Source organism: Agromyces archimandritae (assembly GCF_018024495.1).
Lineage (GTDB): Bacteria > Actinomycetota > Actinomycetes > Actinomycetales > Microbacteriaceae > Agromyces > Agromyces archimandritae.
In genome coordinates this window covers 314612-340931 of the sequence record NZ_CP071696.1, presented here as the reverse complement: position 1 = coordinate 340931, position 26320 = coordinate 314612, and the positions used below count along the sequence as shown (strand labels likewise).

The following is a 26320-nucleotide window of genomic DNA, read 5'->3' as shown; positions in this document are numbered from 1 at the left end:
CCCGAGCACGGCGCGGCGGGGCGCCGCCGGCGGGCGGCACCGCGATGCGAGGATGAGGCACGGCATCCATCGCCGGGCGGCGGCGATGCGCTCGGGCATCCGCCCGCACCGGCGGTCTTCGCCGGGAATCCGCCGAGAAGAAGGAGGGGCTGGACGGGATGACGGGGGATCCGCAGTGAAGTGGGATAGGCTGTAAGCCCGTGGTGGAAGAGCGCGGGAACACGGACAATTCGAACGACACGACCAAGCACATTTTCGTGACCGGTGGTGTCGTTTCCTCATTGGGGAAGGGCCTGACGGCGGCGAGCCTCGGCAACCTCCTCACGGCGCGGGGTCTGCGCGTCGTCATGCAAAAGCTGGACCCGTACCTGAACGTCGATCCCGGAACGATGAACCCGTTCCAGCACGGCGAGGTCTTCGTCACCGACGACGGCGCCGAGACCGACCTCGACATCGGGCACTACGAGCGGTTCCTCGACATCAATCTGAGCCAGGCGGCCAACGTCACCACGGGCCAGATCTACTCGAGCGTCATCGCCAAGGAACGCCGCGGCGAATACCTCGGCGACACGGTGCAGGTCATCCCGCACATCACCGACGAGATCAAGCGGCGCATGCGGCTGCAGGCCCATGAGGACCCGAAGCCCGACGTCATCATCACCGAGATCGGCGGCACGGTCGGCGACATCGAGTCGCAGCCCTTCCTCGAGTCGGCCCGCCAGGTGCGCCACGAGCTCGGCCGCGACAACGTGTTCTTCGTGCACGTCTCCCTCGTGCCCTACATGGGCGCGTCGGGGGAGCAGAAGACGAAGCCGACCCAGCACTCGGTCGCGACCCTGCGCTCCATCGGCATCCAGCCCGACGCGCTCGTGCTCCGCAGCGACCGGCCCGTCACCGAATCGAACAAGCGCAAGATCGCCCTCATGTGCGACGTCGACGAACGGGCCGTCGTGAACGCCGTCGACGTGCCGTCGATCTACGACATCCCGACGATGCTGCACGAGCAGGGCCTCGACTCGTACCTCATCAAGGAGCTCGGCCTCGACGCCGCACAGGTCGACTGGTCGAACTGGAGCGGGCTGCTGGACGCCGTGCACGACCCCGAGCACGAGGTCACGATCGGCCTCGTCGGCAAGTACATCGACCTGCCCGACGCCTACCTCTCGGTCACGGAGGCGCTGCGGGCCGGCGGCTTCGCGCACAACACGCGCGTGCACATCCAGTGGATCCCCTCCGACGACTGCGAGACGCCGGAGGGGGCGGCCACGCACCTCTCCTCGCTCGACGCGATCTGCGTGCCCGGCGGCTTCGGCGTGCGCGGCATCGAAGGCAAGCTCGGCGCGCTCCGCTTCGCGCGCGAGAACGGCATCCCGACCCTCGGCCTCTGCCTCGGCCTGCAGTGCATGGTCATCGAGTACTCGCGCGACGTCGCCGGCCTGCCCGGCGCCTCCTCGACCGAGTTCGACCCCGACACCGCGTTCCCCGTCATCGCGACGATGGAGGAGCAGGTCGAGATCATCGCCGGCGGCGACCTCGGCGGCACCATGCGCCTCGGCCTCTACCCGGCACGCCTCGAGCAGGGCTCGCTGGCCGCCGAACTCTACGGCTCCGAAGAGGTCTCCGAGCGCCACCGTCACCGCTACGAGGTCAACAACGCCTACCGTGAGCAGATCGCCGACGCCGGCCTCGTGTTCTCGGGCGTCTCGCCCGACCGTCAGCTCGTCGAGTACGTCGAACTGCCCCGCGAGGTGCACCCGTTCTACATCGGCACCCAGGCGCACCCCGAACTGCGCAGCCGGCCGACGGCGGCCCACCCGCTCTTCCGCGGGCTCGTGGGCGCGGCCCTCGAACGGCAGCGCACGAGCCTGCTCTTCGACGTCAACCATGACTGAACAGGCTGCGGCGCCCCTCGCCGACGAGCCCGCCGAGGTGACGATCGCCTCGAGCGAACGCGTCTTCACCGGGCGGATCTGGGACGTGCGCCGCGAGGCGTTCGACTACGGCGGCGAGACCCTCGTGCGCGAGTTCGTCGACCACACCGGCGCCGTGGCGATCCTCGCCCTCGACGACGAAGAGCGCGTCCAGCTCGTCAAGCAGTACCGGCACCCCGTCCGCATGCGCGAATGGGAGATCCCGGCCGGACTGCTCGACGTGGCCGGGGAGGATCCGCTCGCCGCCGCGAAGCGCGAGCTCGCCGAGGAGGTCGACCTCGCGGCATCCACCTGGCAGGTGCTCGCCGACTACGCGACCACTCCCGGCGGCAGCGACGAGACCATCCGCATCTACCTCGCCAGGGGGCTCAGCCCCCTGCCCGCCTTCGCGCGCGAGGGCGAAGAGGCCGACATGGAGCGCCGGTCCGTCGCCCTCGACGACTGCGTCGATGCGGTGCTCGCACGGCGCGTGCACAATCCCTCGCTCTGCCTCGGCGTGCTGGCCGCACATGCGGCGCGAAGCCGCGGCTGGGACGGCCTCGCACCCGGCGACGCGCCATGGCCGGGCCGCACGGAGCGCGGGCGGGGATGAACGACCGGGCCGCCGCCGAGTCGTACCTCAGGCATCTCGCGATCGAGCGAGGACTGGCCCGGAACACGACGGCCGCCTATCGCCGCGACCTCGAGCGCTACCTCGGCTGGCTCGACGGCTCCGGGCCGGGCTCGCTCGCGGCCGTGCGGGAGGCGGACGTCGCGGCCTTCTCACGGTGGATGTCGGGGGAGGCCGGGCTCGCGCCGAGCTCCGTCGCCCGGATCCTGTCGGCCGTGCGCGGCCTGCACCGATTCCTCGTCGAGGAGGGCGAACTCGACGATGACGCGGCTCGCGGCATCCGCCCCCCGAAACCGCCGTCGCGCCTGCCCAAGGCGATCCCGATCGAAGACGTGCAGCGCCTGCTCGCCGCCACCGACGGCGATGAGCCCGAGCGTGTGCGCGACAAGGCCCTCCTCGAACTGCTCTACGCGACCGGGGCGCGCGTCTCGGAGGCGGTCGCCCTGAACGTCGACGACCTCATCGACGGCGAGGTCGTACGACTCCTCGGCAAGGGCGGCAAGCAGCGGATCGTGCCCGTCGGCAGCTACGCCAGGCGTGCGATCGACGCCTACCTCGTGCGTGCGCGACCCGTGTTCTCGGCGCGAGGGAAAGCGACGCCCGCGCTCTTCCTCGGGGTGCGCGGTGCGCGCCTCTCGCGGCAGAGCGCCTGGTGGGTCATCCAGGACGCCGCCGAACGCGCCGGCCTCGCCGCGCACGTCTCCCCGCACACCCTGCGCCACTCCTTCGCGACGCACCTGCTCGCCGGCGGTGCCGACGTCCGCGTCGTCCAGGAGCTGCTCGGGCACGCATCCGTCGCCACGACGCAGATCTACACGATGGTCACCGTCGACACCCTGCGGGACATGTACACGGCCGCGCACCCGCGTGCCCGCTGAGCTGCGGCGGGCCGCCACGCGCCGGGGCTCCGCGCGGACGCCCGCAACACGCCCTAGAATGCTCGGAGCAACGCACCCGGCGGAATCAGGAAGAGACCTCTCGTGACCACTCCCCAGCACGACCAGGCGGACGGCACCGTCACCCTCGAGTCGGAGCTCGGGCCCACGGGCAGACCCCGGCGCGACTTCCCCGAGCCCGAGCCGCTGGCCTCGCACGGCCCCGCCCGCATCATCGCGCTCTGCAACCAGAAGGGCGGCGTCGGCAAGACGACGACGACCATCAACCTCGGCGCGACGCTCGCCGACTACGGCCGGCGCGTGCTCGCCATCGACTTCGACCCGCAGGGCGCCCTCTCGGCGGGCCTGGCCGTGCGCACCCACGACGTGCCGACGATCTACGACCTGCTGCTGTCGAACAAGATGCCCGTCGCCGACGCCATCCAGCACACCAATGTGGCCGGCCTCGACGTGATCCCGGCGAACATCGACCTGTCGGCGGCCGAGGTGCACCTGGTCAGCGAGGTCGCGCGCGAGCAGATCCTCGCCGGGGTGCTGCGCCGAGTCGCCGGCGACTACGACGTCATCCTCATCGACTGCCAGCCCTCGCTCGGCCTGCTCACCGTGAACGCGCTGACGGCCAGCCACGGCGTGCTCATCCCGCTCGAATGCGAATACTTCGCACTGCGCGGCGTCGCCCTGCTCATCGAGACGATCGACAAGGTGCGCGACCGGCTGAACCCGGCGATCAAGCTCGACGGGATCCTGGCGACCATGTTCGACTCGCGCACCCTGCACTCGCGGGAGGTGCTGGAGCGCGTCGTCGAGGCCTTCGGCGACACCGTGCTCGAGACGGTGATCTCGCGCACCGTGAAGTTCCCCGACGCCACCGTCAGCGGCACCCCGATCACCGAATTCGCCCCCGAGCACCCGGCGGCGAACGCGTACCGGCAGCTCGCCAGGGAGCTGGTCTTCCGTGGCGCCGCCGCCTGAGGCCGTCGCGACGGTCACCCCGACCGAGCCGGTGACCGAGTCGGCGGGGGAGGATCGTTCGTTCCGCGTCGCCCTCTCGAACTTCGAGGGCCCGTTCGATCTGCTGCTCTCGCTCATCACGAAACGCGAACTCGACGTCACCGAGGTCTCGCTCTCGCAGGTGACCGACGAGTTCATCGCCTACCTGCGCGGGCTCGACGATGCGGGGCCGGCCGAGCTCGACCAGGCCAGCGAGTTCCTCGTCGTCGCCGCGACGCTGCTCGACCTGAAGGTCGCAGGACTCCTGCCGCAGGGCGAGCTCGTCGACGCCGAAGACGTCGCCCTGCTCGAGGCCCGCGACCTGCTGTTCGCCAGGCTCCTGCAGTACCGCGCCTTCAAGGAGGCCTCGGGATGGTTCGCGTCGCGGCTCGAGGCGGAGGGCTCGCGGCACGCACGCAGCGTGCGACTGGAGGAACGCTTCCGCAAGCAGCCCGTCGAGCTGCGCTGGACGACGAGCCTCGCCGATTTCGCCGCCATCGCCACCCTCGCCTTCGCCCCGCGCGAGATCCCCGTCGTCGGCCTCGACCACCTGCATGCGCCGCTCGTGTCGATCCGCGAGCAGGCCGCGCACGTCGTCGCGGTGCTGCGGCGAGGCGAGACGAGCTTCCGGCAGCTGATCGCCGGCGTCGACCGGCCGGGTATCGTCGTAGCGAGGTTCCTCGCCGTGCTCGAGCTCTACCGCCACGCGGCGATCGCCTTCGAGCAGCTCGAGCCGCTCGGCGAGCTGACCCTGCGCTGGACCGCCGAGGAGTGGTCGGATGCGAAGCTGGCGACCCTGGGAGCGGACTATGACGAATGACGTGGAGGCGGTGATCGAGCTCGGCGCGGACGGCGAGGAGCCGGAGTCGCCCGAGATCTCGATCGCGACGCCGCTCGACGTGCCCGGGCAGCCGCGCCTCGACCTCGACCGCGCCCTCGAGGCGATCCTCTTCATCGCCGACGAACCGCAGTCGTACGTGAGCCTGGCCACGGCGGTCGCGCGGCCCATCGCCGAGGTGCGGGCATCCGTCGCCCGGCTCGTCCGCGACTACGACGGCCAGGGCACTTCGGGCGAGCCGCGCACCGATGCCCCGGTGGATGCCGCGGGCGCCGGCATCCGCCGCGCCTTCGAACTGCGCGAGGTCGGCGGCGGCTGGCGCTTCTACGTGCGCGGCGAGTACGACCGACTCGTCGGCGCCTTCGTGCAGTCGCAGACGCCCCCGAAGCTCTCGCAGGCGGCCCTCGAGACGCTCTCGGTGATCGCCTACAAGCAGCCCGTCTCGCGCGGGCAGGTGGCCTCGATCCGCGCCGTGAACGTCGACTCGGTGGTGCGCACCCTGCTCGGGCGCGGACTCGTCACCGAGGTCGGCACCGACGCCGAGACGGGCGCCATCCTCTACGGCACGACCGAGCAGCTGCTCGTGAACCTCGGCATCACCTCGCTCGACGAGCTGCCGCCGATCTCGCCGCTGCTCGACGACGGACAGGACGGATTCGAACTCGATGTCCGCTGAACCTGCAGCCGAGGGCGTGCGCCTGCAGAAGGTGCTCGCCGCCGCCGGCGTCGCCTCGCGCCGCGCCTCGGAGGAGCTCATCGTCGCCGGCCGCGTGCGCGTCAACGGCCGCGTCGTCACCGAACTCGGCACCCGCATCGACCCGGAGCACGATCTCGTCGACGTCGACGGCACGGCCGTGCAGCTGGATGCCGGCAAGCGCTACTACATGCTGAACAAGCCGCGCGGCGTCGTCTCGTCGATGCGCGATGAGCACGGCCGGCCCGACCTCTCGGGCTTCACCGCCGAGCTCGAGGAACGCGTCTTCAACGTCGGCCGTCTCGACGCCGAGACGAGCGGCCTGCTCGTGCTCACGAACGACGGCGAACTCGCGCATGTGCTGGCCCATCCCTCCTTCGGCGTCGAGAAGACGTACATCGCGAAGGTGCGCGGGCGGATGAGCCCGCAGGCGTTGCAGAGTCTGAAGCACGGCATCGAGCTCGAGGACGGCCCGATCGCGATCGACTCGGGCCGCATCCTGCAGCAGCGGGGTGCGGATGCCGGGCATTCGCTCGTCGAGGTCACCCTGCACTCCGGTCGCAACCGCATCGTGCGGCGGATGCTCGCCGCGGCCGGCTACCCCGTCGTCGACCTCGTGCGCCGCAGCTTCGGGCCGTTGCACCTGGGAACCCTCCGGTCGGGGGCGATGCGGGAGTTGACTAAGGTTGAACTCGGCCGTTTGCTCACGATCTCGCGTCGGGCGGGGGCCGATCGAGAGGGGAACTGAGTGGTCGAATCGCGGCTTGCGGGCCCGGTGCGCATCGTCGGCGTCGGACTGCTGGGAGCGAGCATCGGCCTCGGTCTGCGCGCGCGCGGCATCGAGGTGGTGCTCGACGACGCTTCGCCGACGAACCTCGGCATCGCCGTCGACTACGGCGCCGGCCGGGCGACCGCCGACGACGACCGCCCGGAACTCGTCGTCGTGTGCACGCCGCCGGATGTGACCGCCGATGTGGTCGCCGCCGAACTGGCCCGCTACCCCGAGGCGATCGTCACCGACGTCGCGAGCGTGAAACTGCAGATCCTGCACGAGCTCATCGAGCGCGGCGCCGACGTCACCCGCTACATCGGCTCGCACCCCATGGCCGGCCGGGAACGCGGCGGCCCCATGGCGGGGCGCGCGGATCTCTTCGCCGGGCGGCCGTGGGTCGTCGCGGCCCACGAGGCGATCACGTACCGCAAGGGCGGCATCGTCGACGACCTCATCCTCGACCTCGGCGGCATCCTCGTCGAGATGACCCCCGAACAGCACGACCGCGCCGTCGCGCTCGTCTCGCATGTGCCGCAGGTCGTCTCCTCGGTGCTCGCCAGACGGCTGACCGACGCCCCGCATGCGGCGCTGAACCTCGCCGGCCAGGGACTGCGCGATATGACGCGGGTGGCGGCGAGCGATCCGGAACTGTGGGTGCAGATCCTCGGCGCGAACGCTGCACCCGTCGCCCAGGTGCTGCGCGCCTTCCGCGAAGACCTCGACCGCTTCATCCGCGCCCTCGACGACATCGAGGCCCCCGGTGCGCGCCGCCGCATCGCCGAAGAGCTCGCCGGCGGCAACACCGGCGAGAGCCGCATCCCCGGCAAGCACGGCGTCGACCGTCGCTACACGAGCCTCATCGTCATGGTCGACGACCGGCCTGGGCAGCTCGCTCGCCTCTTCCAGGACGTCGGCGAGGCCGGCGTCAACATCGAGGACCTGCGCCTCGAGCACTCGCCCGAGGCCCAGATCGGCCTCGCCGAGATCTCCACCGTCCCCGAGGCGCAGGAACGCCTCACCGAAGAGCTGACCGCCCGCGGTTGGCGGATCGCCGGGTGAACATGACCATCGAGCTGCCATTCATCGTCGCCGTCGACGGCCCCGCCGGAAGCGGGAAGTCGAGCGTGTCGAAGGCCGCAGCCCGCCGACTCGGCTTCGCCTACCTCGACACGGGAGCCGCCTACCGCGCCCTCGCCTGGCATGCACTGGCGAGCGGGCTCGACCTGTCGGCCGACGCCCCCGAGGATGTGAGCGCCTCGATCGTGGAACTCCTGCCGAGCTTCGCCTACGAGATCGGCACCGATCCCGACGAGGTGCGGGTTCGCGTCGGCGACGAGGAGGTGACGGACGCCATCCGCGAGCCCGTCGTCTCGGCCGCCGTCAGCCGCGTCGCCCGCGTGCCCGAGGTGCGCGCCCGCCTCACCGAACTGTTCCGTTCGATCATGCTCGCGACCGAACGCCCCGGCATCATCGTCGAGGGCCGCGACATCACCACCGTCGTCGCCCCCGATGCGCCGGTGCGGATCCTGCTCACCGCGAGCGAGGAGGCGCGCATCGCCCGCCGCACCGCCGAACTCGGCGACGCGGCGGCCGGCGCCGGCGCGTCGCTCAAGCGACGCGACCGCGCCGACGGCAAGGTCGTCGATTTCATGAACGCCGCAGCGGGCGTCACCACCGTCGACTCCACCGAGCTCGACTTCGGCGAGACCGTCGACGCCGTGGTGGGCGTCATCGACGACGGCCGCGCACAGACCACGAGGAGCACCTCATGACCGACCGCGAGTTCGATCCGGCCGAAGACGACAACCTCGCCGAGCGCCTCGCCGGCGTCGACGACGAGCTCGCCGAGCAGCGGGCCGCCGTGCTCCGGCGCGGCCTCGACGACTACGAGCTCGAGGGCGACGACCTCGAGATGCTCGAGGGCGCCGGCGACGGCGAGGAGGGCGTGCGCTACGAACCGGCGCTGCCCGTCATCGCGATCGTCGGCCGGCCGAACGTCGGCAAATCGGCACTCGTCAACCGCATCCTCGGCCGCCGCGAGGCGGTCGTCGAAGACACCCCGGGCGTCACCCGCGACCGCGTTTCGTACCGCGGCGAATGGCTCGGCCGCCGCTTCACGCTCGTCGACACGGGCGGCTGGGAGCCGGACGCGAAAGGCATCGACGCTTCGGTCGCCGCGCAGGCGGAGGTCGCCATCGACCTCGCCGACGTCGTGCTGTTCGTCGTGGATGCCGTCGTGGGCGCCACGTCGACCGACGAGCACGTCGTCCGGCTGCTCCGCAAGACGAAGAAGCCCGTGTTCCTGCTCGCCAACAAGATCGACGACACCCGGCAGGAGCCTGAGGCGGCCGCGCTCTGGAACCTCGGCCTCGGCGAACCGTACCCCGTCTCCGCCCTGCACGGCCGCGGCGTCGCCGACATGCTCGACGAGGTCTTCAAAGTGCTGCCGGAGGTCTCGGCCGTCGCCAAGCAGGAGGTCGGCGGCCCCCGCCGCGTCGCGATCGTCGGACGGCCGAACGTCGGCAAGTCGAGCCTGCTGAACAAGGCCGCTCGCGAGGAGCGGGTCGTCGTCAACGAGCTCGCCGGCACCACCCGCGACCCCGTCGACGAACAGATCGAGCTCGGCGGCAAGGTGTGGCGCTTCGTCGACACCGCCGGCATCCGCCGCCGCGTGCACCTGCAGCAGGGCGCCGACTTCTACGCGTCGCTGCGCACCCAGGCCGCGCTCGAGAAAGCAGAGGTCGCCGTCGTCGTCATCGACGTCAGCCAGCCGATCTCTGAGCAGGACGTGCGCATCATCGACCTCGTGCTCGAATCGGGCCGGGCGCTCGTGATCGCCTACAACAAGTGGGACCTGCTCGACGATGATCGCCGACGGTACCTCGAACGGGAGATCGAGCAGGACCTCGCCCACGTCGCCTGGGCGCCGCGCGTGAACATCTCCGCGCGCACCGGCCGGCACCTCGAGAAGCTCGTGCCCGCCCTCGAGCTCGCCCTCGAGTCGTGGGACACCCGCATCCCGACGGGCAAGTTCAACGCCTTCCTCACGGAGCTCACCCAGGAGCATCCGCACCCCGTCCGCGGCGGCAAGCAGCCGCGCATCCTGTTCGGCACGCAGGCGGCGACCCGGCCGCCGACCTTCGTGCTGTTCACGACCGGGTTCCTCGACCCCGGGTACCGCCGATACATCCAGCGGCGCCTGCGCGAACTGTACGGCTTCGCGGGCACGCCGATCGTCGTGAACATGCGCGTGCGCGAGCGGCGGCAGCGCTGAGGTGGACTTCACCGTCCGCGTGAAGCCCGGCAGCCGGAAGGGGCCGGCCGTCGAGGAGGCACCGGACGACCCGTCCGTCGACTTCGTGGTGTTCGTGCGCGAGCGTGCCGTCGACGGCGCCGCCAACGCGGGGACGCTGCGTGCGATCGCCGCCCACTTCGGCATCGCACCGTCGAACGTGCACCTGCTGCGCGGGGCGGGTTCGCGCATCAAACGGATCCGCGTCGACGGGATCGCGTAGGGGGCCTGCGCGGTAGCGTGGAGGCATGGCCGCGAACGGGGGAGCGGGGCGCACGGGCGCCGCCGCGCGTGTGCGCATCACCAGGCCCGACAAGGCGCTCTTCGAGGACGGCTTCGCCAAACGCGACCTCGCCGACTACTACGCGGCCGTCGCGCCCGTCATCCTCCGGCAGCTCGCGAACCGGCCGGTGACCCGCATCCGCTTCCCCGACGGCGTCGGCGGCACCCGATTCTTCGAGAAGAACACCCCGCGATACGCCCCCGAATGGCTGCGGCGGTTGCCGCTGACGGCGAACCCCGGCAGCGACAAGCCCGCCAAGACCGTCGTCTACCCGTTCATCGACGACCTCGACGGCCTCATGTGGATGGCGAACCAGGCGGCGATCGAGCTGCATACGCCGCAGTGGCGCACGGGGCCGCGCGGCGGCATCCACCGCCCCGACCGGCTCGTCATCGACCTCGACCCCGGCGAAGGCGCCGGCCTCGCCGAATGCGCGGCCGCCGCGCACCTGATTCGTGCGCGCCTGGCCGAGGAGGGCTTCGAGACCACGCCGGTGACGAGCGGCGGCAAGGGTCTGCACCTGTACGCGCCGCTGCCGGGGCGGGCGACGGGCCGCAGCGTGCACGCGTTCGTCGGGCGCATCGCGCGTGAGCTGGCCGCAGCCCACCCGGGCGAGCTGGTCGCGCAGGTCGGCAAGGAGCATCGGGTGGGGCGGGTGTTCCTCGACTGGAGCCAGAACCACCCCGCGCGTTCGACCGCGACCCCGTACACGCTGCGCGGCAAGGGGGCTTCGCCGACCGCGGCGGCCCCGCGCGAGTGGGAGGAACTCGAGCCCGGCATCCGGCAGCTCGGGCCCGCCGAGGTGCTCGCTCGGCTCGGCGCCGACGGGGATCTGCTGGAGCGGGCCGGGCTCTGAGGCGGCGCCGCGACGGCTCGGGATCCGCGGTCGACGTCGACTTCTGCGAGCCGTTTGACATTCCCTGCCGCCCGAACCTATGGTGAAATCTAACGTGATCGAGTTACAAGATCACATGAATCTAACATGGGGTCTCGACCCCGACCGCGGCCGATCCGATCGCCGACATCGCAGTGGATGCCGGCGACGGCCGCGACGGGATGATGCGGGACCCGCGGGGCGACCGGCCCCGGCTGACGGGAGCGAAGATGCGCGCAGTGGTATTCGAATCGGAAGGCCGCCTGGCCCTGCAGGAGCGGCCGATGCCGGAACCGGGGTACAAGGAGATCCTGATCGAGACGGCGGCCGTCGGCATCTGCGGAACCGACACCCACGTCTTCGACGGCGAGTTCGAGGGCACCGTCTACCCGCTGGTGCCCGGCCACGAAGCAACCGGCACGATCGTCGCCCTCGGCGAGGGCGTCAACGACGGCTCCTACGACTTCGAGGTCGGCGACCACGTCGCCGTCAACCCCTCGACGACCTGCGGCGAATGCGAGTTCTGCATCAACGGCCACCAGAACCTCTGCCCGCAGTGGAACGGCCTCGGCGTCGTCGCCTCCGACGGCGCATCGCAGCAGTACTTCACGGCCCCCTCGCGGAACGTCTACAAGCTCCGCCCCGACACCGACCTCTACGAGGCCGCACTCATCGAACCCCTGGCGTGCGCCATCCGCGGCTGGGACATGCTGCCGCGCCGCATCGGCGACCACGTGCTCGTCTTCGGCGCCGGCACCATGGGCCTGCTCATGGCCCAGCTCGCCACGCGGGCCGGGGCCGTCAGCGTCACGATCGTCGACCTGAACGCCGACCGCCTGCAGACCGCCGCCGAGTGCGGCATCGAGCTGCGCTACACGAGCGCCGACGACGCCGACCGTGAGAAGTGGGACGTCGTCATCGACTGCACCGGCAACATCAACGCGATCGAAGACGCGGTCACCCGCGTCAAGCCCGCCGGCTACTTCCAGGACTTCGGGGTCGCCCCGGCCGACCGCACCGCGAAGTTCTCGCCGTTCCGCGTGTACCGCGACGAGATCACCTTCGTCGGCACCATGGCCGTGCTGAACTCCTTCGGCCGCGCCGTCGAACTCTTCGAGGCCGGCGCCATCAACGCGAAAGCCATGATCAGCCACTCCTTCACCCTCGACGACTACGCCGAGGCCCTCGAGCTGTTCCGCCGGGGCGAGGGCCGCAAGCTCCAGATCCGACCGAACGACACCGAATCCCGGGTGCTGCGGTGACGGCGACCGCCGCCCGCGCACCGCGGCGCGGGACGAGCCCCGCGGTACGGCGCGGCATCCGGATCGGTATCCTCGTGCTCGTGGTGGCCGGCGTCGTCCTCGGCACCAAGGTCGTGCCCGACGGGGATGCGCGGGCATCCGCCGGTGCGGACGCCTTCGACCCGGCGACCTTCGGCGCCGAGACCTTCCCGAAGGTGCAGGCCGCAGTCGCCGAACGCGCCGAGGACGCCGCGAGCCTCGCCGAGGCCATCGCCGCCGACCCCGACGCCGCCGCCGAGGAGTTCGCCGTCGAGAGCTCCGGCGGCCCGGTCTACAGTGTGACCTTCACCGGCGTCGTCGGCGAGGGAGCCTCCGGCATCTACGATGTCGCCGTCGATGGGCTGCCCGCCGGCCTCACCGTCCGCATGCAGACCGGGCCCGCCATCAACGGCACCGAGCTGCGCGACGCCACCGGCGACATCGCCTTCGGCCAGTTCACGAACCAGATCGAGTACCAGAACGCTGCGAGCGCCCTGAACGAAGAACTCAAGACGGCCGTGCTCGCCGGCATCGACACGGCATCCCTCACCGGGCGGACCGTCGAGGTCACCGGCGCGTTCACCCTCGTGAACCCGGATGCGTGGCTCGTCACCCCGACGGAACTCGAGCAGGGATGAGCGCCGAGCACGAGGCCCCGGTGCTCGAGGGCCGCGACATCGTGAAGGACTACGGCGGCACGCGCGCCCTGAAAGGCGTCACCTTCGCCATCCGGCCCGGCACCGTCACGACCCTGTTCGGCGAGAACGGCGCCGGCAAGTCGACGCTCATGAAGATCCTCTCCGGCGTCGAACAGCCGAGCTCGGGCGAGATCCTCCTCGACGGCGAACCCGTCGTGCTCGCCAGCACGAGCGAGGCACGCGATCGCGGGATCTCGATCATCCACCAGGAGCTGAGCCTCGCCCCCAACCTCACCGTGCGGGACAACATCTTCATGGGGCGCGAGATCGGAGGCCCGTTCGGCATCGACTACGCCGAGGAGACCCGGCAGGCCGAGGCGCTGCTCGCCGAGATGCGACTGCCGATCCCCGCCGACGCACTCGTCTCCGACCTCCGCGTCGGCCAGCAGCAGATCGTCGAGATCGCTCGCGCGCTCTCGGTCGACTCCCGCATCCTCATCATGGACGAGCCGACCTCCGCCCTCGCCGCGGTCGAGGTCGAGGTGCTCTTCGGCATCATCCGCGAGCTGCTGGCTCGCGGAGTCGCGATCGTCTACATCTCGCACCACCTCGAGGAAGCCCTCGAGATCACCGACCACGCCGTGGTGCTGCGCGACGGCACCATGACCGCCCGCGGCGAACGCGCCGACATCGACCTCGAATGGATCGTGCGGAACATGGTCGGCGACGATTTCGACCTCGGCTCGCCGCCGACCGGCTACGCGTTCGGCGAGCCGGTGCTGAGCGTCGAGGGCGTCACCGTGCTCGACCGCGAGAACCCCGAACGCGCCGTCGTCGACGGCCTCGACCTCGAGGTTCGCGCCGGGGAGATCGTCTGCATCTACGGGCTCATGGGCGCCGGCCGCACCGAACTGCTCGAGGCGATCGCCGGGCGCGAAGCCGTCGCCGGCGGAAGCATCCGGCTCGACGGCCGCTCGATCCTCGGCGACACGATCGCCGAACGCCTCGCCGCCGGCGTCGGCCTCGTGCCCGAGGACCGTCAGCAGGACGGCCTCGTGCAGACCTTCGATGTCGGCACCAACCTGACCCTCGCGAGCCTCGACGACGACCTCGAACACGGCATGGTCTCCCGCCGCCGCGAACGCGGGCGCGCCCGGGAACTCATCACCGCCGTCACCGTCAAGACGCCCGGGCCGGAGCTGCCCGTCGGCGCCCTTTCGGGCGGCAACCAGCAGAAGGTCGTCATCGGCAAGATCGTCGGCACCTCGCCGCGGGTCATGCTGCTGGACGAACCCAGCCGCGGCATCGACGTCGGTGCGAAGGCGGAGGTCTTCCGCCTGCTCGCCGCCCGTGCCCGGCAGGGCCTCGCCGTCGTCTACTCCACCTCGGAGGTCGGCGAGTGCCTGAGCATCGCCCACCGGATCATCGTGATGCGACGCGGTCGGATCTCGGCCGAGTTCACGCCCGAGGCGAGCAAGGACATGATCATGGCGGCCTCCGGCGAGGCCGTGGCGGCCTGAGCCCAGAACGGATCCGACGACAATGACGACAACGACGACGACGACGACGACCACCGTCATCGAACGCAAGAAGCGGTTCTCGGCCGCGAAACTCCTCGTCGAAGGCCGCGCCTTCCTCGCACTCATCCTCATCATCGTGGTGTTCTCGATCCTCTCCCCGAACTACCTGACGGTCGAGAACCTCCTCATCATGGCCTCGCATGTGGCCATCTACGCCATGCTCGGCATGGGGATGCTGCTGGTGATCCTGAACGGCGGCATCGACCTCTCGGTCGGCTCGACGCTCGGCTTCTCGGCGATCATCGCCGGCTTCCTGCTGCAGGGAGTGCCCATCCACCTCCTCGGGATCACGCTCGTGCCGAGCGTGCCGGTCGTCGTGCTGCTCTCGGTCGGCATCGGCGCCCTTGTCGGCCTCGTCAACGGCATCCTCGTCGCCCGGTTCAAGGTGGCGCCCTTCGTCGCGACGCTCGGGATGCTCTACGCCGTCCGCGGGCTCGCCCTGCTCATGACCGACGGGCTGACCATCAACGACCTCGCCGGCGAGGAGGCCCTCGGCAACACGGGCTTCGAATGGCTCGGCTTCAACCGCATCCTGAACATCCCGATCGGCGTCATCATCATGATCGTCGTCGCGCTCGTGCTCGGCTTCGTGCTCGGCCGCACCAAATGGGGCCGCTGGCTGTACGCCTCCGGCGGCAACGAACGGGCCGCCGAGCTTTCGGGCGTGCCCGTGAAGCGGGTCAAGGTGTGGGTCTACGTCGGCTCCGGGATCTGCGCCGCGATCGCCGGGCTCATCCTCGCCTCGACGCTGACGAGCGCAAGCCCCACCGCCGGCGACAGCTACGAACTCACCGCGATCGCCGCCGTCGTCATCGGCGGCGCGGCCCTCACCGGTGGCCGCGGCAACGTGCGCGGCACCCTGCTCGGCGCCTTCGTCATCGGCTTCCTCTCCGACGGGCTCGTGATCGTCGGCGTCTCCGCCTACTGGCAGATGGTGTTCATGGGTGCCGTGATCGTCGTCGCCGTGCTGCTGAACACCCTGCAGTACGGCCGCCGCAAGCGCCCGGCCGCACCGCCGGCGCCGCCCGCGCCGGGCGGGCCGGCATCCACCGACCCCACCCCGGTTCAGGAGGCCCCGGCGCCCGCCGAGACCCGCTGACCACATCGGCATCGAAGACCGCTGCCGAACCACGCAGAAAGGATCCAACCATGATGCGCAACAAGGCGTTCGCGACGCTCGCCGCGGCCGGCGCGCTCGTCCTCGGCCTCACCGCCTGCTCCGGTGGGAGCGCCGACGGGAGCGACGCAGGCGACGGCGAGGCCGGCGGCCTCATCACGATCATCGTCAACGACCCGTCGAACCCGTACTGGAAGACCGAGGGCGACGTTGCGGCGGCCGCCGCGAAGGACCTCGGCTACGAGACGAAGGTCGCCGCCCACAAGGGCGACGCCAACACCGAGAACACCCTCATCGACACCGCGATCTCCAGCAAGTCGAAGGCCATCATCCTCGACCCGGCCAACGCCGACGGCTCGATCGCGGCCGTCAAGAAGGCCGATGCCGCCGGCATCCCGGTGTTCCTCGTGAACGCCGAGATCAACGAGGCAGGCCTCGCGAAGGCGCAGCTCGTCTCCAACAACGCCCAGGGCGCCGCGATCGGCGCGCAGGAATGGGTCACGCAGATGGGCGAGGCCGGCAACTACGTCGAGCTCTTCGGCGCTCCGTCCGACAACAACGCGCAGACCCGCTCGAACGGCTTCACCACCGTGCTCGGCCAGTACCCCGAGCTGCAACAGGTCGGCAAGGAGGTCGCCGACTGGGATCGCACCAAGGGCCACGACAAGATGCAGTCGCTGCTGCAGGCCAACGCCGACATCGCCGGCGTCATGTCCGGCAACGACGAGATGGCCCTCGGCGCGATCGCCGCGCTCAAGGAGTCGAAGAAGCTCGACGGCGTCGTCGTCGGCGGCTTCGACGGCTCGCCCGACGCGGTCGAGGCCGTCAGATCGGGCGAGCTCGCATACACGGTGCTGCAGCCCGTCGCCGTGTTCTCGGAGGAAGCCGTCAAGCTCGCCGACGAGTTCATCCGCACCGGCACGGCGCCCGAAACCGAGAAGCAGTCCTTCGACTGCGTGCTCATCACGAAGGACAACGTCGACGGGATGACGGCGGACTTCACCTTCTCCGGCTGAGCCGGCCCGCCGCACGGGCGGGCGGGTGCCCGGCATCCGCCCGCCCGACCATCCCCCAGGAGAGATCATGAGTTACGTCATCAACGACCCGACGGACTTCGCCGAGGAGGCCGCGGCCGGCTTCGTCGCCGCGCACCGTTCGCTCGTGCGCCGGGTACCCGGCGGCGTCGCCCGGGCCGGCGCGACGCCGGCCGGCCAGGTCGCGGTCGTCATCGGCGGCGGATCGGGCCACTATCCGGCCTTCGCGGGCCTCGTCGGCCCCGGCCTCGCGCACGGCGCCGCGATGGGCGACGTCTTCGCCTCACCGAGCGCCCACCGCGTGCACGGCGTCGCACGGGCCGTCGCATCCGACGCGGGCGTACTGCTGAGCTACGGCAACTACGCCGGCGACGTGCTGAACTTCGATGCGGCGGAGGCGCAACTGCATGCCGAGGGCATCCCATGCCGCACCGTGCGTGTCACGGACGACATCTTCAGCGCCGGTCGCGAGGAGCGCGAGAAGCGCCGGGGCATCGCCGGTGATCTCACCGTGTTCCGTGCCGCGTCCTGGGCGGCGGAGGCCGGCCACGATCTCGATGGCGTCTTCGACCTCGCCTCGCACGCCAACGAACGCACCCGCTCGCTCGGCGTCGCCTTCTCAGGCTGCACCCTGCCGGGCGCTGGCGAACCGCTCTTCACCGTTCCGGCCGGGCAGATGGGCGTCGGCATGGGCATCCACGGCGAACCCGGCATCGACATCCGGCCGCGGCCGAGCGCCGACGAGCTCGGCCGCATGTTCGTCGCAGAGCTCCTCGCCGAACGGCCCGATGACGTGCCGGATGCCCGCGGTGCCCGCGTCGCGGTCGTGCTGAACGGTCTCGGCGCCGTGAAGTCGGAGGAACTGTTCGTCATCTACGGCACCGTGGCGCGCGAACTCGAGGCCGCCGGCGTCGTGATCGTCGACCCCGAGGTGGGGGAGTATGCGACGAGCTTCGAGATGGCCGGCGTCTCGCTCACCCTATTCTGGCTCGACGACGAACTCGAACGGGCCTGGTCGTCGCCCGCGTACGCGCCTGCATACCGGAAGGGGGTCGTGGATGCCGCGGCCGCCGCGGCCACCGAGGCCCTCGACGCGGACACCGCCGAGGCCCTCGACGAGGACGAGCCGCTCATCGTCGCAGCCGGAAGCGAGGCATCCATCGCCGCAGCCGGCACCGTGCGCCGCATTCTCGACGCGCTCCGCGAGACCCTCGACGCCGAAGCCGACGCCCTCGGGCGCCTCGACGCGATCGCCGGCGACGGCGACCACGGCATCGGCATGCAGCGCGGTTCGCGCGCCGCCGCGGCCGCCGCAGGGCACGGGCAGCTCGCGATCGCCGGCGCCGGCACGGTGCTCGCCCGTGCGGGCGACGCATGGGCCGACCAGGGCGGCGGCACCTCCGGTGCGCTCTGGGGCGCAGGCCTCCGTGCCGCAGGGCTGCGTATCGGCGATGCGGAGGCGCCCGACGCATCCGCCGTCGCCGCCGCCGTCGATGCCGCCCGCGCCGTCGTGCAGAGCGCCGGCAAGGCCGAGCCCGGCGACAAGACCCTCGTCGACGCGCTCGTGCCCTTCGCGGAATCGCTCCGCCGCCGCATCGACGCCGGCGAGACCCTCGCCGCCGCCTGGGACGGCGCCGCGCAGGACGCGCAGACCGCCGCCGACGCCACCGCCCTGCTCGTACCGCGCCTCGGGCGGGCACGGCCCCACGCCGCCAAGAGCGTCGGCACCCCGGACCCGGGCGCGATCTCGTTCGCGCTCGCGATGAACGCCGCAGCTCGCGTGCTCGCCGCCCGTGTGCTCGCCGACAAGGAGGAAACATGAGCCTCGCATGGAGGATCGCCGTCGGATCCGACGACGCCGGATACGCCTACAAGGAGGCCCTGAAGGCCGACCTGGAAGGCGACGACCGCGTCGTCGAGCTCATCGACGTCGGCGTCGACGCGGACGGCCACGCACCATACCCGCGCGTCGCGATCGCGGCCGCCGAACTCATCCGCGACGGCAAAGCCGACCGGGCGCTGCTCGTCTGCGGCACCGGGCTCGGGGTGGCGATCTCCGCGAACAAGGTGCCCGGCATCCGTGCCGTCACCGCGCACGACAGCTACAGCGTCGAACGCGCCGTGATGAGCAACGACGCCCAAGTGCTCACCTTCGGCCAGCGGGTCATCGGCCTCGAACTCGCACGGCGCCTGGCGGGGGAGTGGCTCGGCTACGAGTTCGACGACGGATCGGCCTCGGCGGGCAAGGTCGCGGTGCTCACGCAATACGAACAGACCGGTCGCAGTGAGTGATCTTCGCCCCACCACTGCACCGAACCGGCCGACCCTCCTCGGCGTCAGCCTGAAGCTCTATCTCGACCTCGACCGCAGCGCCGCATGGGCCAGGGGCGTCGCCGACGTCGCCCGCCGGCATCCCGCCGTCGCCGACGGCCGCGTGCGTCTCTTCGCACTGCCGTCGCTGCCGGCCCTTCCGGCGGTGCGCGAAGCCCTCGCGGGCACCCGTGTCGAACTCGGTGCGCAAGACCTCTCGATGCATGACCGGGGAGCCTACACGGGCGAGATCAGCGGTGCCGACCTCGCCGCCGCCGGCTGCCGCCTCGTGGAGGTCGGACACGTCGAACGACGCCTCGGCTTCGGCGAGGACGAGGACACGGTGCGCGCCAAGCTGCAGGCCGCCGTGCGCAACGGCCTGACCCCCGTGCTGTGCGTCGGCGAACACGAGCGGGTCTCGCCGGTGGATGCCGCCGCGGCATCCACCGCGCAACTCGCCTCCGCGCTCGACGGCCTCCGCGCCTCCGAACCGGCCGAGCTCATCGTCGCCTACGAGCCGGTATGGGCGATCGGGATGCCCGATCCGGCCCCCGCCGAACACATCGCGGAGGTCGTGGCCGCCCTGCGGCACGGACTCGACGGAGACCGCCGCTTCGCATCGGTCTCGGTACTCTATGGAGGAAGCGCGCAGCACGGTTCGCTGAGCGCCCTCGGGGGGATCGTCGACGGGCTGTTCCTCGGCCGCTTCGCGCACGATCCGGCCGAGCTTGCGCGCATCGTCGACGAAGCGACGACGCCTGGAAACTGACGAGGAAGGAACGGCGGATGGAAGTCTCGTCGAAGATCGACCCGGCGGGCACCGCCGGTTCTCGTCAGAGCCGGCAGGCGTCGCGGCAGCGGGCCATCACCGAGGCCGTGATGGCCGAGGGCGCGGTACGCATCGAGGACCTCGCCGAACGGTTCGGCATCAGCATCATGACCGTGCATCGCGACCTCGACGAGCTCGAGGGCCGCGGTCTGCTGCGCAAGAGCCGCGGGGTCGCGACGGCGCTCTCCTCTGCGCTCGTCGAGTCGAGCGACGTGTACCGTTCGAGTCGGCAGCTCGCCGAGAAGGAGGCGATCGCGCAGGCCGCGGCCGACTTCATCGAACCCGGCCAGGCGATCATCCTCGACGACTCGACGACGACCCTGCAGCTCGTACCCCATCTGCAGGCCAAGAAACCGCTGACGGTCATCACCAACACGCTCACGATCATGGCCGAGCTGCGCGCCACGAACGGCATCACCCTGCTCGGCCTCGGCGGCCAGTATTACAACTGGTGCAGCGCCTTCATGGGCCGGATCACGACGACGACGCTCGCGAAACTGCGCGCGGACGTGCTGCTGATGTCGACCTCGGCGATCTCCGACGACATCGCCTTCCACCAGACGCAGGAAACGGTGGATGTGAAACGGGCGATGTTCGAGGCGGCGGGAACCCGCATCCTGCTCGCCGACCACACGAAATTCGACAAGCGGGCGCTGCACGCCATGCTCCCCCTCGCCGACTTCGACGCCGTCGTCGTGGACGCCGGCACCAGCGCTCGGCATGTCGAACGGCTGAAGGAGGCCGGCGTGCGGGTCGTCGTCGCGCGCCGTGCCACCGCCCCGGCTCGCTAGAGCACGAGCTGCATGATCGCCCGGTCGGGTTTCGGGCGGGCGACCTCCTCGTAGCCGGCGCCGGCGAACATCGACACGCTGCCGTGGAACAGCTCCGCCGCCGAGGTCTTCGCCCGCGCGCCGGGATCGACCGCGTAGCCCTCGATCACGCGGGCGCCGCGCTCGCGGGCGTAGTCGCCGGCCGCGCGGGCGAGGGCGGCGCCGATGCCGCGGCGGCGATGCTCGCGCGGCACGACGAAGCAGCTGAGCACCCACACGCCCTCGTCGGCGAAGTCGGGGTTCGCGGTGCCCGCCTTCACGATGCGGGTACGAGCGGCGCTCGGCAGCTGCGGGCGCGGCTCGATCGCGCACCAGCCGACCGGGGTGCCGCCGTCGTAGGCGATGAGGCCCGGGCCGTGATCGCCGCCGCTCCGGATCTGGGCTTCGAGGGCGCCGCGGAGTTCGGCGACGGGCGTGGCATCCATCGCCGCACCCGTGAGCTTGAACCACTGGCACCAGCACCCCGCCGGGTCGCCGCGCGTGCCGAACACCGCCTCGACATCGGAGAACGGCACCTCCACTGCCGAGACGATGCGGAGGGCGGGGGCGTCGACGCTGCTCATGCCCACACGCTAACGCCGCCCGCCGACACGACGGCCCGCACGCGCCGGGGGGAGCCCGCGGTTACGCCGGGTCGCCGGCCGGGGCGCCCGCGGCATCCACTCGGGGATGCTCGGCGACCGGGCCCCGCGGCATCCACGCCCCCGACGCCAGCAGCAGCACGCCCGTCACGGCCGCCGCGATGAACACCGACCCGGACGCGTGGATCATCGTCGCCGGGTCGTGGTCGCCGGCGCCGGCCGCGATGACGTTGTTCGCGATCGCCCCGTAGACGGCGACGCCGATCGCCGAACCCGCCGAACGGGCGAACACGTTCGCGCCCGTCACCACGCCCCGTTCGCCCCAGCCGACCGAGGCCTGCACGGCGATGAGGCTCGGCGCGGCCACCCAGCCGAGGCCGAAACCGATGACGAACGCGATCGCCGTGACCGTCCACGGGTTCGGGAACGGCGCGCTGGCCGCGAGCGCCGCCGCCCCCGCGAGCGCGATGAGCGAGCCGATCAGCACCGTCGAACGGAAACCGATCCGCAGGTAGAGGCGGCCGGCCAGCGATGCGGAGATCGGCCAGCCGAGCGTGAGACCGGCCACCGCGAGCCCAGACAGGAGCGGCACGACCCCGATCGAGACCTCAAGATACGTCGGCACGAAACTCGTCACGCCCGTCAGCAGCGCACCGATCGCGAACGAAACCAGCGTCGTGGACGCCACCAGTCGGCGGCGGAAGATGCCGAGGTCAAGCACCGGTTCGGCCGCACGCCGCTCCACGGCCGCGAAGCCGGCGAGCGCCGCGGCGCCGATCCCGAAGCAGAGCACGCTCGGCAGCGACCACCACGCCCAGGCGTTGCCGCCTTCCAGGACGCCGAGGATGACCGCCGCGAGCCCGATCGTCAGCAGCACCGCACCCGCATAGTCGATGCGGTGCCGGCGCGGTTCGAGATGCTCGTGGTAGCGGCGGGTGAGCGCCCACGCCGCGATGAGGCACAGCGGGATGTTCACGAAGAAGATCCACCGCCAGTCCGCGAACTGCGAGAAGACGCCGCCGAGCGCAGGCCCTACGACCGAGGAGATCGCCCATACGCTCGCGATGTACCCCTGCACCTTCGCACGTTCGGCGACCGTGTAGATGTCGCCGACGATCGTCATGCTCATCGGCGCGATCGCCCCGGCCCCCAAGCCCTGCACGAGGCGGAACAGGATGAGGCTCGTCATGCTCCACGCGAACCCGCAGAGGATCGACCCGAGCAGGAACAGGCCGACGCCTGCGAGGATCACCGGCTTGCGGCCGAAGGTGTCGGCGAGCTTCGAATAGATCGGCACCGACACGGCCTGGGCGAGCAGGTAGATCGAGAACAGCCACGGGAACTGCTCGAACGCGCCGAGATCCCTGACGACCGCCGGCACCGCGGTGGCGAGGATCGTCGCATCGATCGCGATGAGCCCGGTCGCGAGCATGAGGGCGATGAGCACGGGCCCGCGCTCGGAGCGGAAACCGACGGCGGTGTTCTCAGTCACGAAGAAGACAAGCCCGGCGGGGGCTGATCCATTCCCGCCCGGGGGTCTCAGCGGCCGCGGAGATGCCGGATGTTGGATCGGGCGAGCTTCACCGCCTCGCCCGCGCCGCCCGTCAGCACGATCTTCGACATCGCCAGGGCGAACCCGGCCACCTGCCCGCCCGTGATCGCCGGCGGCAAGGAAAGCGCGTGCGGGTCGGTGACGATGTCGACGAGCGCCGGGCCGGGGGCGGCGAGGGCGGCATCCACCGCGGCCTGCAGCTTCGCCGGCTCTTCGACCCGCTCCGCATGGAAGCCGATCGCGGCCGCGATCGCCGCATAGTCGACCGGCGGCACATCGGTGCCGAAATCGGGCAGTCCGTCGACGAGCATCTCGAGCTTGACCATGCCGAGCGTCGAATTGTTGAACACCATGACCTTCACCGGCAGCTCGTACATGACCGCCGTGATGAGGTCGCCGAGCAGCATCGACAGCCCGCCGTCGCCGGCGATCGCGACGACCTGCCGGCCCGGATACGCGTACTGGGCGCCGAGGGCTTGCGGCACGGCGTTCGCCATCGACCCGTGCAGGTACGAACCGATGATGCGCCGCCGCCCGTTCGGGGTGACGTAGCGGGCCTGCCACACGTCGCCCATGCCGGTGTCGGCGGTGAACACGGCGTCGTCGGCGGCCGCGTCGTCGATCGTGCTGATCGCGAATTCCGGGTGGATCGGCGGCTCGTGCCCGACGTCGGTGTACGTGCCGACGACCGAATCGAGGAGTTTGCGGTGACGCTGCAGGGTGCGATCCAGGAACCCCTTATCGGTCTTCGCACGCGTGCGGGCTACGAGGGCCTCGACCACCGGTCGCACATCGCCGTGCACCGGAAGGGTCACGCCGGCGCGCCGTCCGAGCTTGGCCGCATCCCGGTCGACCTGCGCGATCCGCACCTTGCGGTCGTCGGGCAGGAACTGCTCGTACGGGAAGTCCGTGCCGAGCATCAGCAGCAGATCCGCGTCGTGGATGCCGGCATGCGCCGCCCCGTAGCCGAGCAGCCCCGTCATGCCGACGTCGAAGGGGTTGTCGTACTGGATCCACTCCTTGCCGCGCAGGCTGTGCCCGACCGGCGCCGACAGGTGTTCGGCGAGCGCGACGACCTCGTCGTGGGCTCCGGCGACGCCCGCCCCGGCGAAGATCGCGACCGTGCCCGCCTCGTCGATCGCCTGTGCGAGCCGGGCGAGATCCGCCTCGGCCGGCACCAGGGACGGCGTCTCGGTGCGCACGAACGGGGGAGCGGATGCCGTGGCATCCAGTTCGGCGATATCGCCCGGGATCACGACGACCGCGACGCCGGGGCCGGCCACCGCATGCCGGAGGGCCGAGTTCACGACCCGCGGCGCCTGCTCGGCCGTCGAGACGAGCTCGCAATACTCCGAGCATTCGACGAACAGCCGCTCCGGATGCGTCTCCTGGAAATAGGAGGAACCGATCTGCTTCGACGGGACGTGGCTCGCGATCGCCAGCACCGGCGCACCCGTGCGATGCGCGTCGTAGAGCCCGTTGATGAGATGCAGGTTGCCGGGGCCGCAACTGCCTGCGCACACCGCGAGCTCGCCCGTCAGCTGCGCCTCGGCGCCCGCCATGAACGCCGCAGCCTCCTCATGCCGCACGTGGACCCAGTCGATGCCGCCGGCTTTCGACCCGCCCGAGCGGCGCACGGCATCCACGATCGGATTCAGCGAGTCGCCCACGATGCCGTAGATGTGCCGCACGCCCGCGTCGATGAGCTGCTCGACGAGCTGTTCCGCGATGGTCTTGGCCACGATGCCCCCCTCGGTCCGTGTGATTCCAGTCTGGCGGGGTTCGCCGCCGCGTCAAGGGCGGGCGCGCCGCAGGCGGGGGCGAGCGTGGTCTGAGCGGGCCCCGCGAGCCGCTATGATGGTCGAGTTGCCTTCGCGAACGCGGAGGTATCGGGCTGTGGCGCAGCTTGGTAGCGCACTTGACTGGGGGTCAAGGGGTCGCAGGTTCAAATCCTGTCAGCCCGACCATGTGAAAGAGTCCCGGTGAGAAGCTATTTCTCGCCGGGCTCTTCTGTTTTGTGCGATCGGTGTGAGGCGCCCGCCGCGGACGGGCTGCGGGCGGCGTGATGTTGGCCCGCAACCCGATCAGGTGATCAGACGCCGATGCTGTCGAGGACTGCGACGTCGTGCTCCGTGAGAGAGATGGCTGCGCCGGCGATGTTCTCACGCAGGTGGGCGACTCGGGAGGTGCCGGGGATCAGGAGGATGTTGTCGGAGCGTTGCAGGAGCCACGCGAGGGCGACAGCCATCGGGGTGGCTGCCAGCCGGGTTGCCACAGCGGTGAGGGCATCGGCCTGGAGCGGCGTGAACCCGCCGAGGGGGAAGAACGGTACGTAGGCGATGCCGTCGGCGGCCAGCTCGTCGATCAGGGCGTCGTCCCAACGGTTGGCAAGGTTGTACAGGTTCTGCACGCAGACGATCGGGGCGGCCTTGCGGGCTTCGGTGACCTGCTCGGCGGTGACGTTGCTGACCCCGAGCTGCGCGATCAGTCCTTCCCGCTGCAGGTCGACGAGCGTCTCCATCGCTTCGGTGATCGAGCCGGGCTGCGGCCCGGTGGCGTCTCCCATCCGCATGTTCACCAGATCGAGGCGCTCGACTCCGAGAGATTCGAGGTTGCTGTGGACCTGCCGGCGCAGATCGTCGGGGGTGCGGGCGGTCGGCCAGCCGCCCTCGGCGTCGCGGTTCGCGCCGACCTTGGTCGCGACCTGTACCGACTCGGGATGCGGGTGCAGCGCCTCGCGAATCAGCTCGTTGGTGACCCGTGGGCCGTATGCCTCGCTGGTGTCGATGTGGGTGATGCCCCGTGAGACGGCCTCACGCAGCACCGCGATCGCACCATCCCGGTCGGCAGGGGGCCCCATGACCCAGGGGCCGGCGAGCTGCATGGACCCGTATCCGAAGCGGGTCAGGTCGCTGCAACGCGACGGGCTGATCGCCCGCACCGTCACTCCGACCGTGCCGGTCACCGTCGACTACGCGCTCACCGACCTCGGTCTCTCGCTCCATCGCACCACGCGCCAGCTCAGAGCCTGGGCGCAAGACCACATGGAGGCTGTCCAGACCCATCGCGATCGCTACGCCACGGAGGACTGACACCACGAGGCACCACGGTCGACAGAAACCATCCTCAGGTTGACATTGAGGCAGGCGAATCCGCCGCACAAGATGTCGACCGGAGAAACGTCGCTCCAGTCAGATCCCTGCTTGAGACCGGCGGCTTCACGCCGCAACTGCACCCTCGATGGGGATGAGCGAAAAAGTCCCGGCGAGAAGGTGTTTCTCGCTGGGGTGTTTTCGTTCTCCTGGGTCCCGGCGGCGCACGGATGAATGGCCGCGGTGAACCGGAGTCGGCGCGCGCGGCGTCGTGCGAGCGGTCCGCGATGCCCCGGC

The 26320-nt window shown here is 70.9% G+C and carries 26 protein-coding genes and 1 tRNA gene; 23 read left to right on the top strand and 4 right to left on the bottom strand.

Annotated elements, in window-relative coordinates; translation table 11 throughout:
* Nucleotides 1-200: 200 nt before the first annotated feature.
* From G127AT_RS01650 to G127AT_RS01550, 21 genes are all read left to right on the top strand, one after another.
* Complete coding sequence (locus G127AT_RS01650; protein ID WP_425305875.1) at nt 201-1892, top strand: CTP synthase; 1692 nt, start codon at nt 201-203, stop codon at nt 1890-1892.
* Entirely contained in the window at nt 1885-2523 is a 639-nt protein-coding gene (locus G127AT_RS01645) for an NUDIX domain-containing protein (RefSeq protein ID WP_210899142.1), read from the top strand. The genes G127AT_RS01650 and G127AT_RS01645 overlap by 8 nt, the downstream gene beginning before the upstream one ends.
* Nucleotides 2520-3419 carry a site-specific tyrosine recombinase XerD gene (gene xerD, locus G127AT_RS01640; RefSeq protein WP_210899140.1) on the top strand — a complete coding sequence of 300 codons (900 nt, stop codon included), beginning with the start codon at nt 2520-2522 and terminating at the stop codon, nt 3417-3419. The genes G127AT_RS01645 and xerD overlap by 4 nt, the downstream gene beginning before the upstream one ends.
* A 102-nt stretch (nt 3420-3521) precedes the next feature.
* Complete coding sequence (locus G127AT_RS01635) at nt 3522-4409, top strand: ParA family protein (protein WP_210899138.1); 888 nt, start codon at nt 3522-3524, stop codon at nt 4407-4409.
* Nucleotides 4393-5247, top strand: coding sequence for a segregation and condensation protein A (locus tag G127AT_RS01630; RefSeq protein WP_210899137.1), 855 nt, complete (start codon nt 4393-4395; stop codon nt 5245-5247). The genes G127AT_RS01635 and G127AT_RS01630 overlap by 17 nt, the downstream gene beginning before the upstream one ends.
* Nucleotides 5237-5941: an SMC-Scp complex subunit ScpB gene (gene scpB, locus G127AT_RS01625; protein WP_210899135.1), complete on the top strand. Its 705-nt coding sequence runs from the start codon at nt 5237-5239 to the stop codon at nt 5939-5941. The genes G127AT_RS01630 and scpB overlap by 11 nt, the downstream gene beginning before the upstream one ends.
* Nucleotides 5931-6707 carry a pseudouridine synthase gene (locus G127AT_RS01620; RefSeq protein ID WP_210899134.1) on the top strand — a complete coding sequence of 259 codons (777 nt, stop codon included), beginning with the start codon at nt 5931-5933 and terminating at the stop codon, nt 6705-6707. Before scpB ends, G127AT_RS01620 begins: the two co-directional genes overlap by 11 nt.
* On the top strand, nt 6708-7790 hold the full coding sequence (locus G127AT_RS01615) for a prephenate dehydrogenase (RefSeq protein WP_210899132.1): 1083 nt from the start codon (nt 6708-6710) through the stop codon (nt 7788-7790).
* Nucleotides 7791-7792: 2 nt separating this feature from the next.
* Entirely contained in the window at nt 7793-8503 is a 711-nt protein-coding gene (gene cmk / locus G127AT_RS01610) for a (d)CMP kinase (protein WP_210901719.1), read from the top strand.
* Nucleotides 8500-10005 (top strand): ribosome biogenesis GTPase Der, encoded by a 1506-nt coding sequence (gene der, locus G127AT_RS01605; RefSeq protein ID WP_210899129.1) that lies wholly within the window; start codon nt 8500-8502, stop codon nt 10003-10005. Before cmk ends, der begins: the two co-directional genes overlap by 4 nt.
* A gap of 1 nt (nt 10006) precedes the next feature.
* Complete coding sequence (locus tag G127AT_RS01600) at nt 10007-10246, top strand: DUF167 domain-containing protein (RefSeq protein ID WP_210899127.1); 240 nt, start codon at nt 10007-10009, stop codon at nt 10244-10246.
* 25 nt (nt 10247-10271) lie between these two features.
* Nucleotides 10272-11162, top strand: coding sequence for a non-homologous end-joining DNA ligase (ligD, locus tag G127AT_RS01595; protein WP_210899126.1), 891 nt, complete (start codon nt 10272-10274; stop codon nt 11160-11162).
* Between the two features lie 248 nt (nt 11163-11410).
* Nucleotides 11411-12442, top strand: coding sequence for a zinc-dependent alcohol dehydrogenase family protein (locus G127AT_RS01590; protein ID WP_210899124.1), 1032 nt, complete (start codon nt 11411-11413; stop codon nt 12440-12442).
* Nucleotides 12439-13098, top strand: a complete 660-nt coding sequence (locus tag G127AT_RS01585) for a DUF2291 domain-containing protein (protein ID WP_244857682.1) — start codon at nt 12439-12441, stop codon at nt 13096-13098. The genes G127AT_RS01590 and G127AT_RS01585 overlap by 4 nt, the downstream gene beginning before the upstream one ends.
* Entirely contained in the window at nt 13095-14618 is a 1524-nt protein-coding gene (locus G127AT_RS01580) for a sugar ABC transporter ATP-binding protein (RefSeq protein WP_210899122.1), read from the top strand. Before G127AT_RS01585 ends, G127AT_RS01580 begins: the two co-directional genes overlap by 4 nt.
* 22 nt (nt 14619-14640) lie before the next feature.
* Nucleotides 14641-15777: an ABC transporter permease gene (locus tag G127AT_RS01575; RefSeq protein ID WP_210899119.1), complete on the top strand. Its 1137-nt coding sequence runs from the start codon at nt 14641-14643 to the stop codon at nt 15775-15777.
* Between the two features lie 50 nt (nt 15778-15827).
* Nucleotides 15828-16811 carry a D-ribose ABC transporter substrate-binding protein gene (locus G127AT_RS01570; protein WP_244857681.1) on the top strand — a complete coding sequence of 328 codons (984 nt, stop codon included), beginning with the start codon at nt 15828-15830 and terminating at the stop codon, nt 16809-16811.
* 67 nt (nt 16812-16878) lie between these two features.
* The gene (locus G127AT_RS01565) at nt 16879-18651 is read left to right on the top strand and encodes a dihydroxyacetone kinase family protein (protein ID WP_210899117.1); all 1773 of its coding nucleotides are present in this window, start codon (nt 16879-16881) and stop codon (nt 18649-18651) included.
* Nucleotides 18648-19121, top strand: coding sequence for a ribose-5-phosphate isomerase (locus G127AT_RS01560; protein WP_210899115.1), 474 nt, complete (start codon nt 18648-18650; stop codon nt 19119-19121). The genes G127AT_RS01565 and G127AT_RS01560 overlap by 4 nt, the downstream gene beginning before the upstream one ends.
* Nucleotides 19114-19908 carry a triose-phosphate isomerase family protein gene (locus tag G127AT_RS01555; RefSeq protein WP_210899113.1) on the top strand — a complete coding sequence of 265 codons (795 nt, stop codon included), beginning with the start codon at nt 19114-19116 and terminating at the stop codon, nt 19906-19908. Before G127AT_RS01560 ends, G127AT_RS01555 begins: the two co-directional genes overlap by 8 nt.
* A 17-nt stretch (nt 19909-19925) precedes the next feature.
* Nucleotides 19926-20759 (top strand): DeoR/GlpR family DNA-binding transcription regulator, encoded by an 834-nt coding sequence (locus tag G127AT_RS01550; RefSeq protein WP_210899111.1) that lies wholly within the window; start codon nt 19926-19928, stop codon nt 20757-20759.
* Here G127AT_RS01550 and G127AT_RS01545 read toward each other — a convergent pair.
* The 3 genes from G127AT_RS01545 to G127AT_RS01535 form a co-directional block, all read right to left on the bottom strand.
* A complete protein-coding gene (locus G127AT_RS01545) occupies nt 20756-21361 on the bottom strand; it encodes a GNAT family N-acetyltransferase (protein WP_210899110.1) in 606 nt (201 codons plus the stop codon). The two genes, G127AT_RS01550 and G127AT_RS01545, sit on opposite strands and share 4 nt — an antisense overlap.
* 61 nt (nt 21362-21422) lie before the next feature.
* Entirely contained in the window at nt 21423-22811 is a 1389-nt protein-coding gene (locus G127AT_RS01540) for an MFS transporter (RefSeq protein ID WP_210901713.1), read from the bottom strand.
* A gap of 107 nt (nt 22812-22918) precedes the next feature.
* Nucleotides 22919-24673, bottom strand: a complete 1755-nt coding sequence (locus G127AT_RS01535) for a pyruvate dehydrogenase (RefSeq protein WP_210899108.1) — start codon at nt 24671-24673, stop codon at nt 22919-22921.
* Between the two features lie 148 nt (nt 24674-24821).
* Between G127AT_RS01535 and G127AT_RS01530 the strand changes: the two genes are divergently transcribed.
* Nucleotides 24822-24898 (top strand) — tRNA-Pro (locus G127AT_RS01530).
* A 125-nt stretch (nt 24899-25023) separates the two neighbouring features.
* Here the strand turns inward: G127AT_RS01530 and G127AT_RS01525 are convergent.
* Complete coding sequence (locus tag G127AT_RS01525) at nt 25024-25815, bottom strand: oxidoreductase (protein ID WP_210899106.1); 792 nt, start codon at nt 25813-25815, stop codon at nt 25024-25026.
* Between G127AT_RS01525 and G127AT_RS01520 the strand changes: the two genes are divergently transcribed.
* Entirely contained in the window at nt 25814-26023 is a 210-nt protein-coding gene (locus G127AT_RS01520) for a winged helix-turn-helix transcriptional regulator (protein WP_244857680.1), read from the top strand. The genes G127AT_RS01525 and G127AT_RS01520 overlap by 2 nt on opposite strands.
* The last annotated feature ends 297 nt before the right edge of the window (nt 26024-26320 follow it).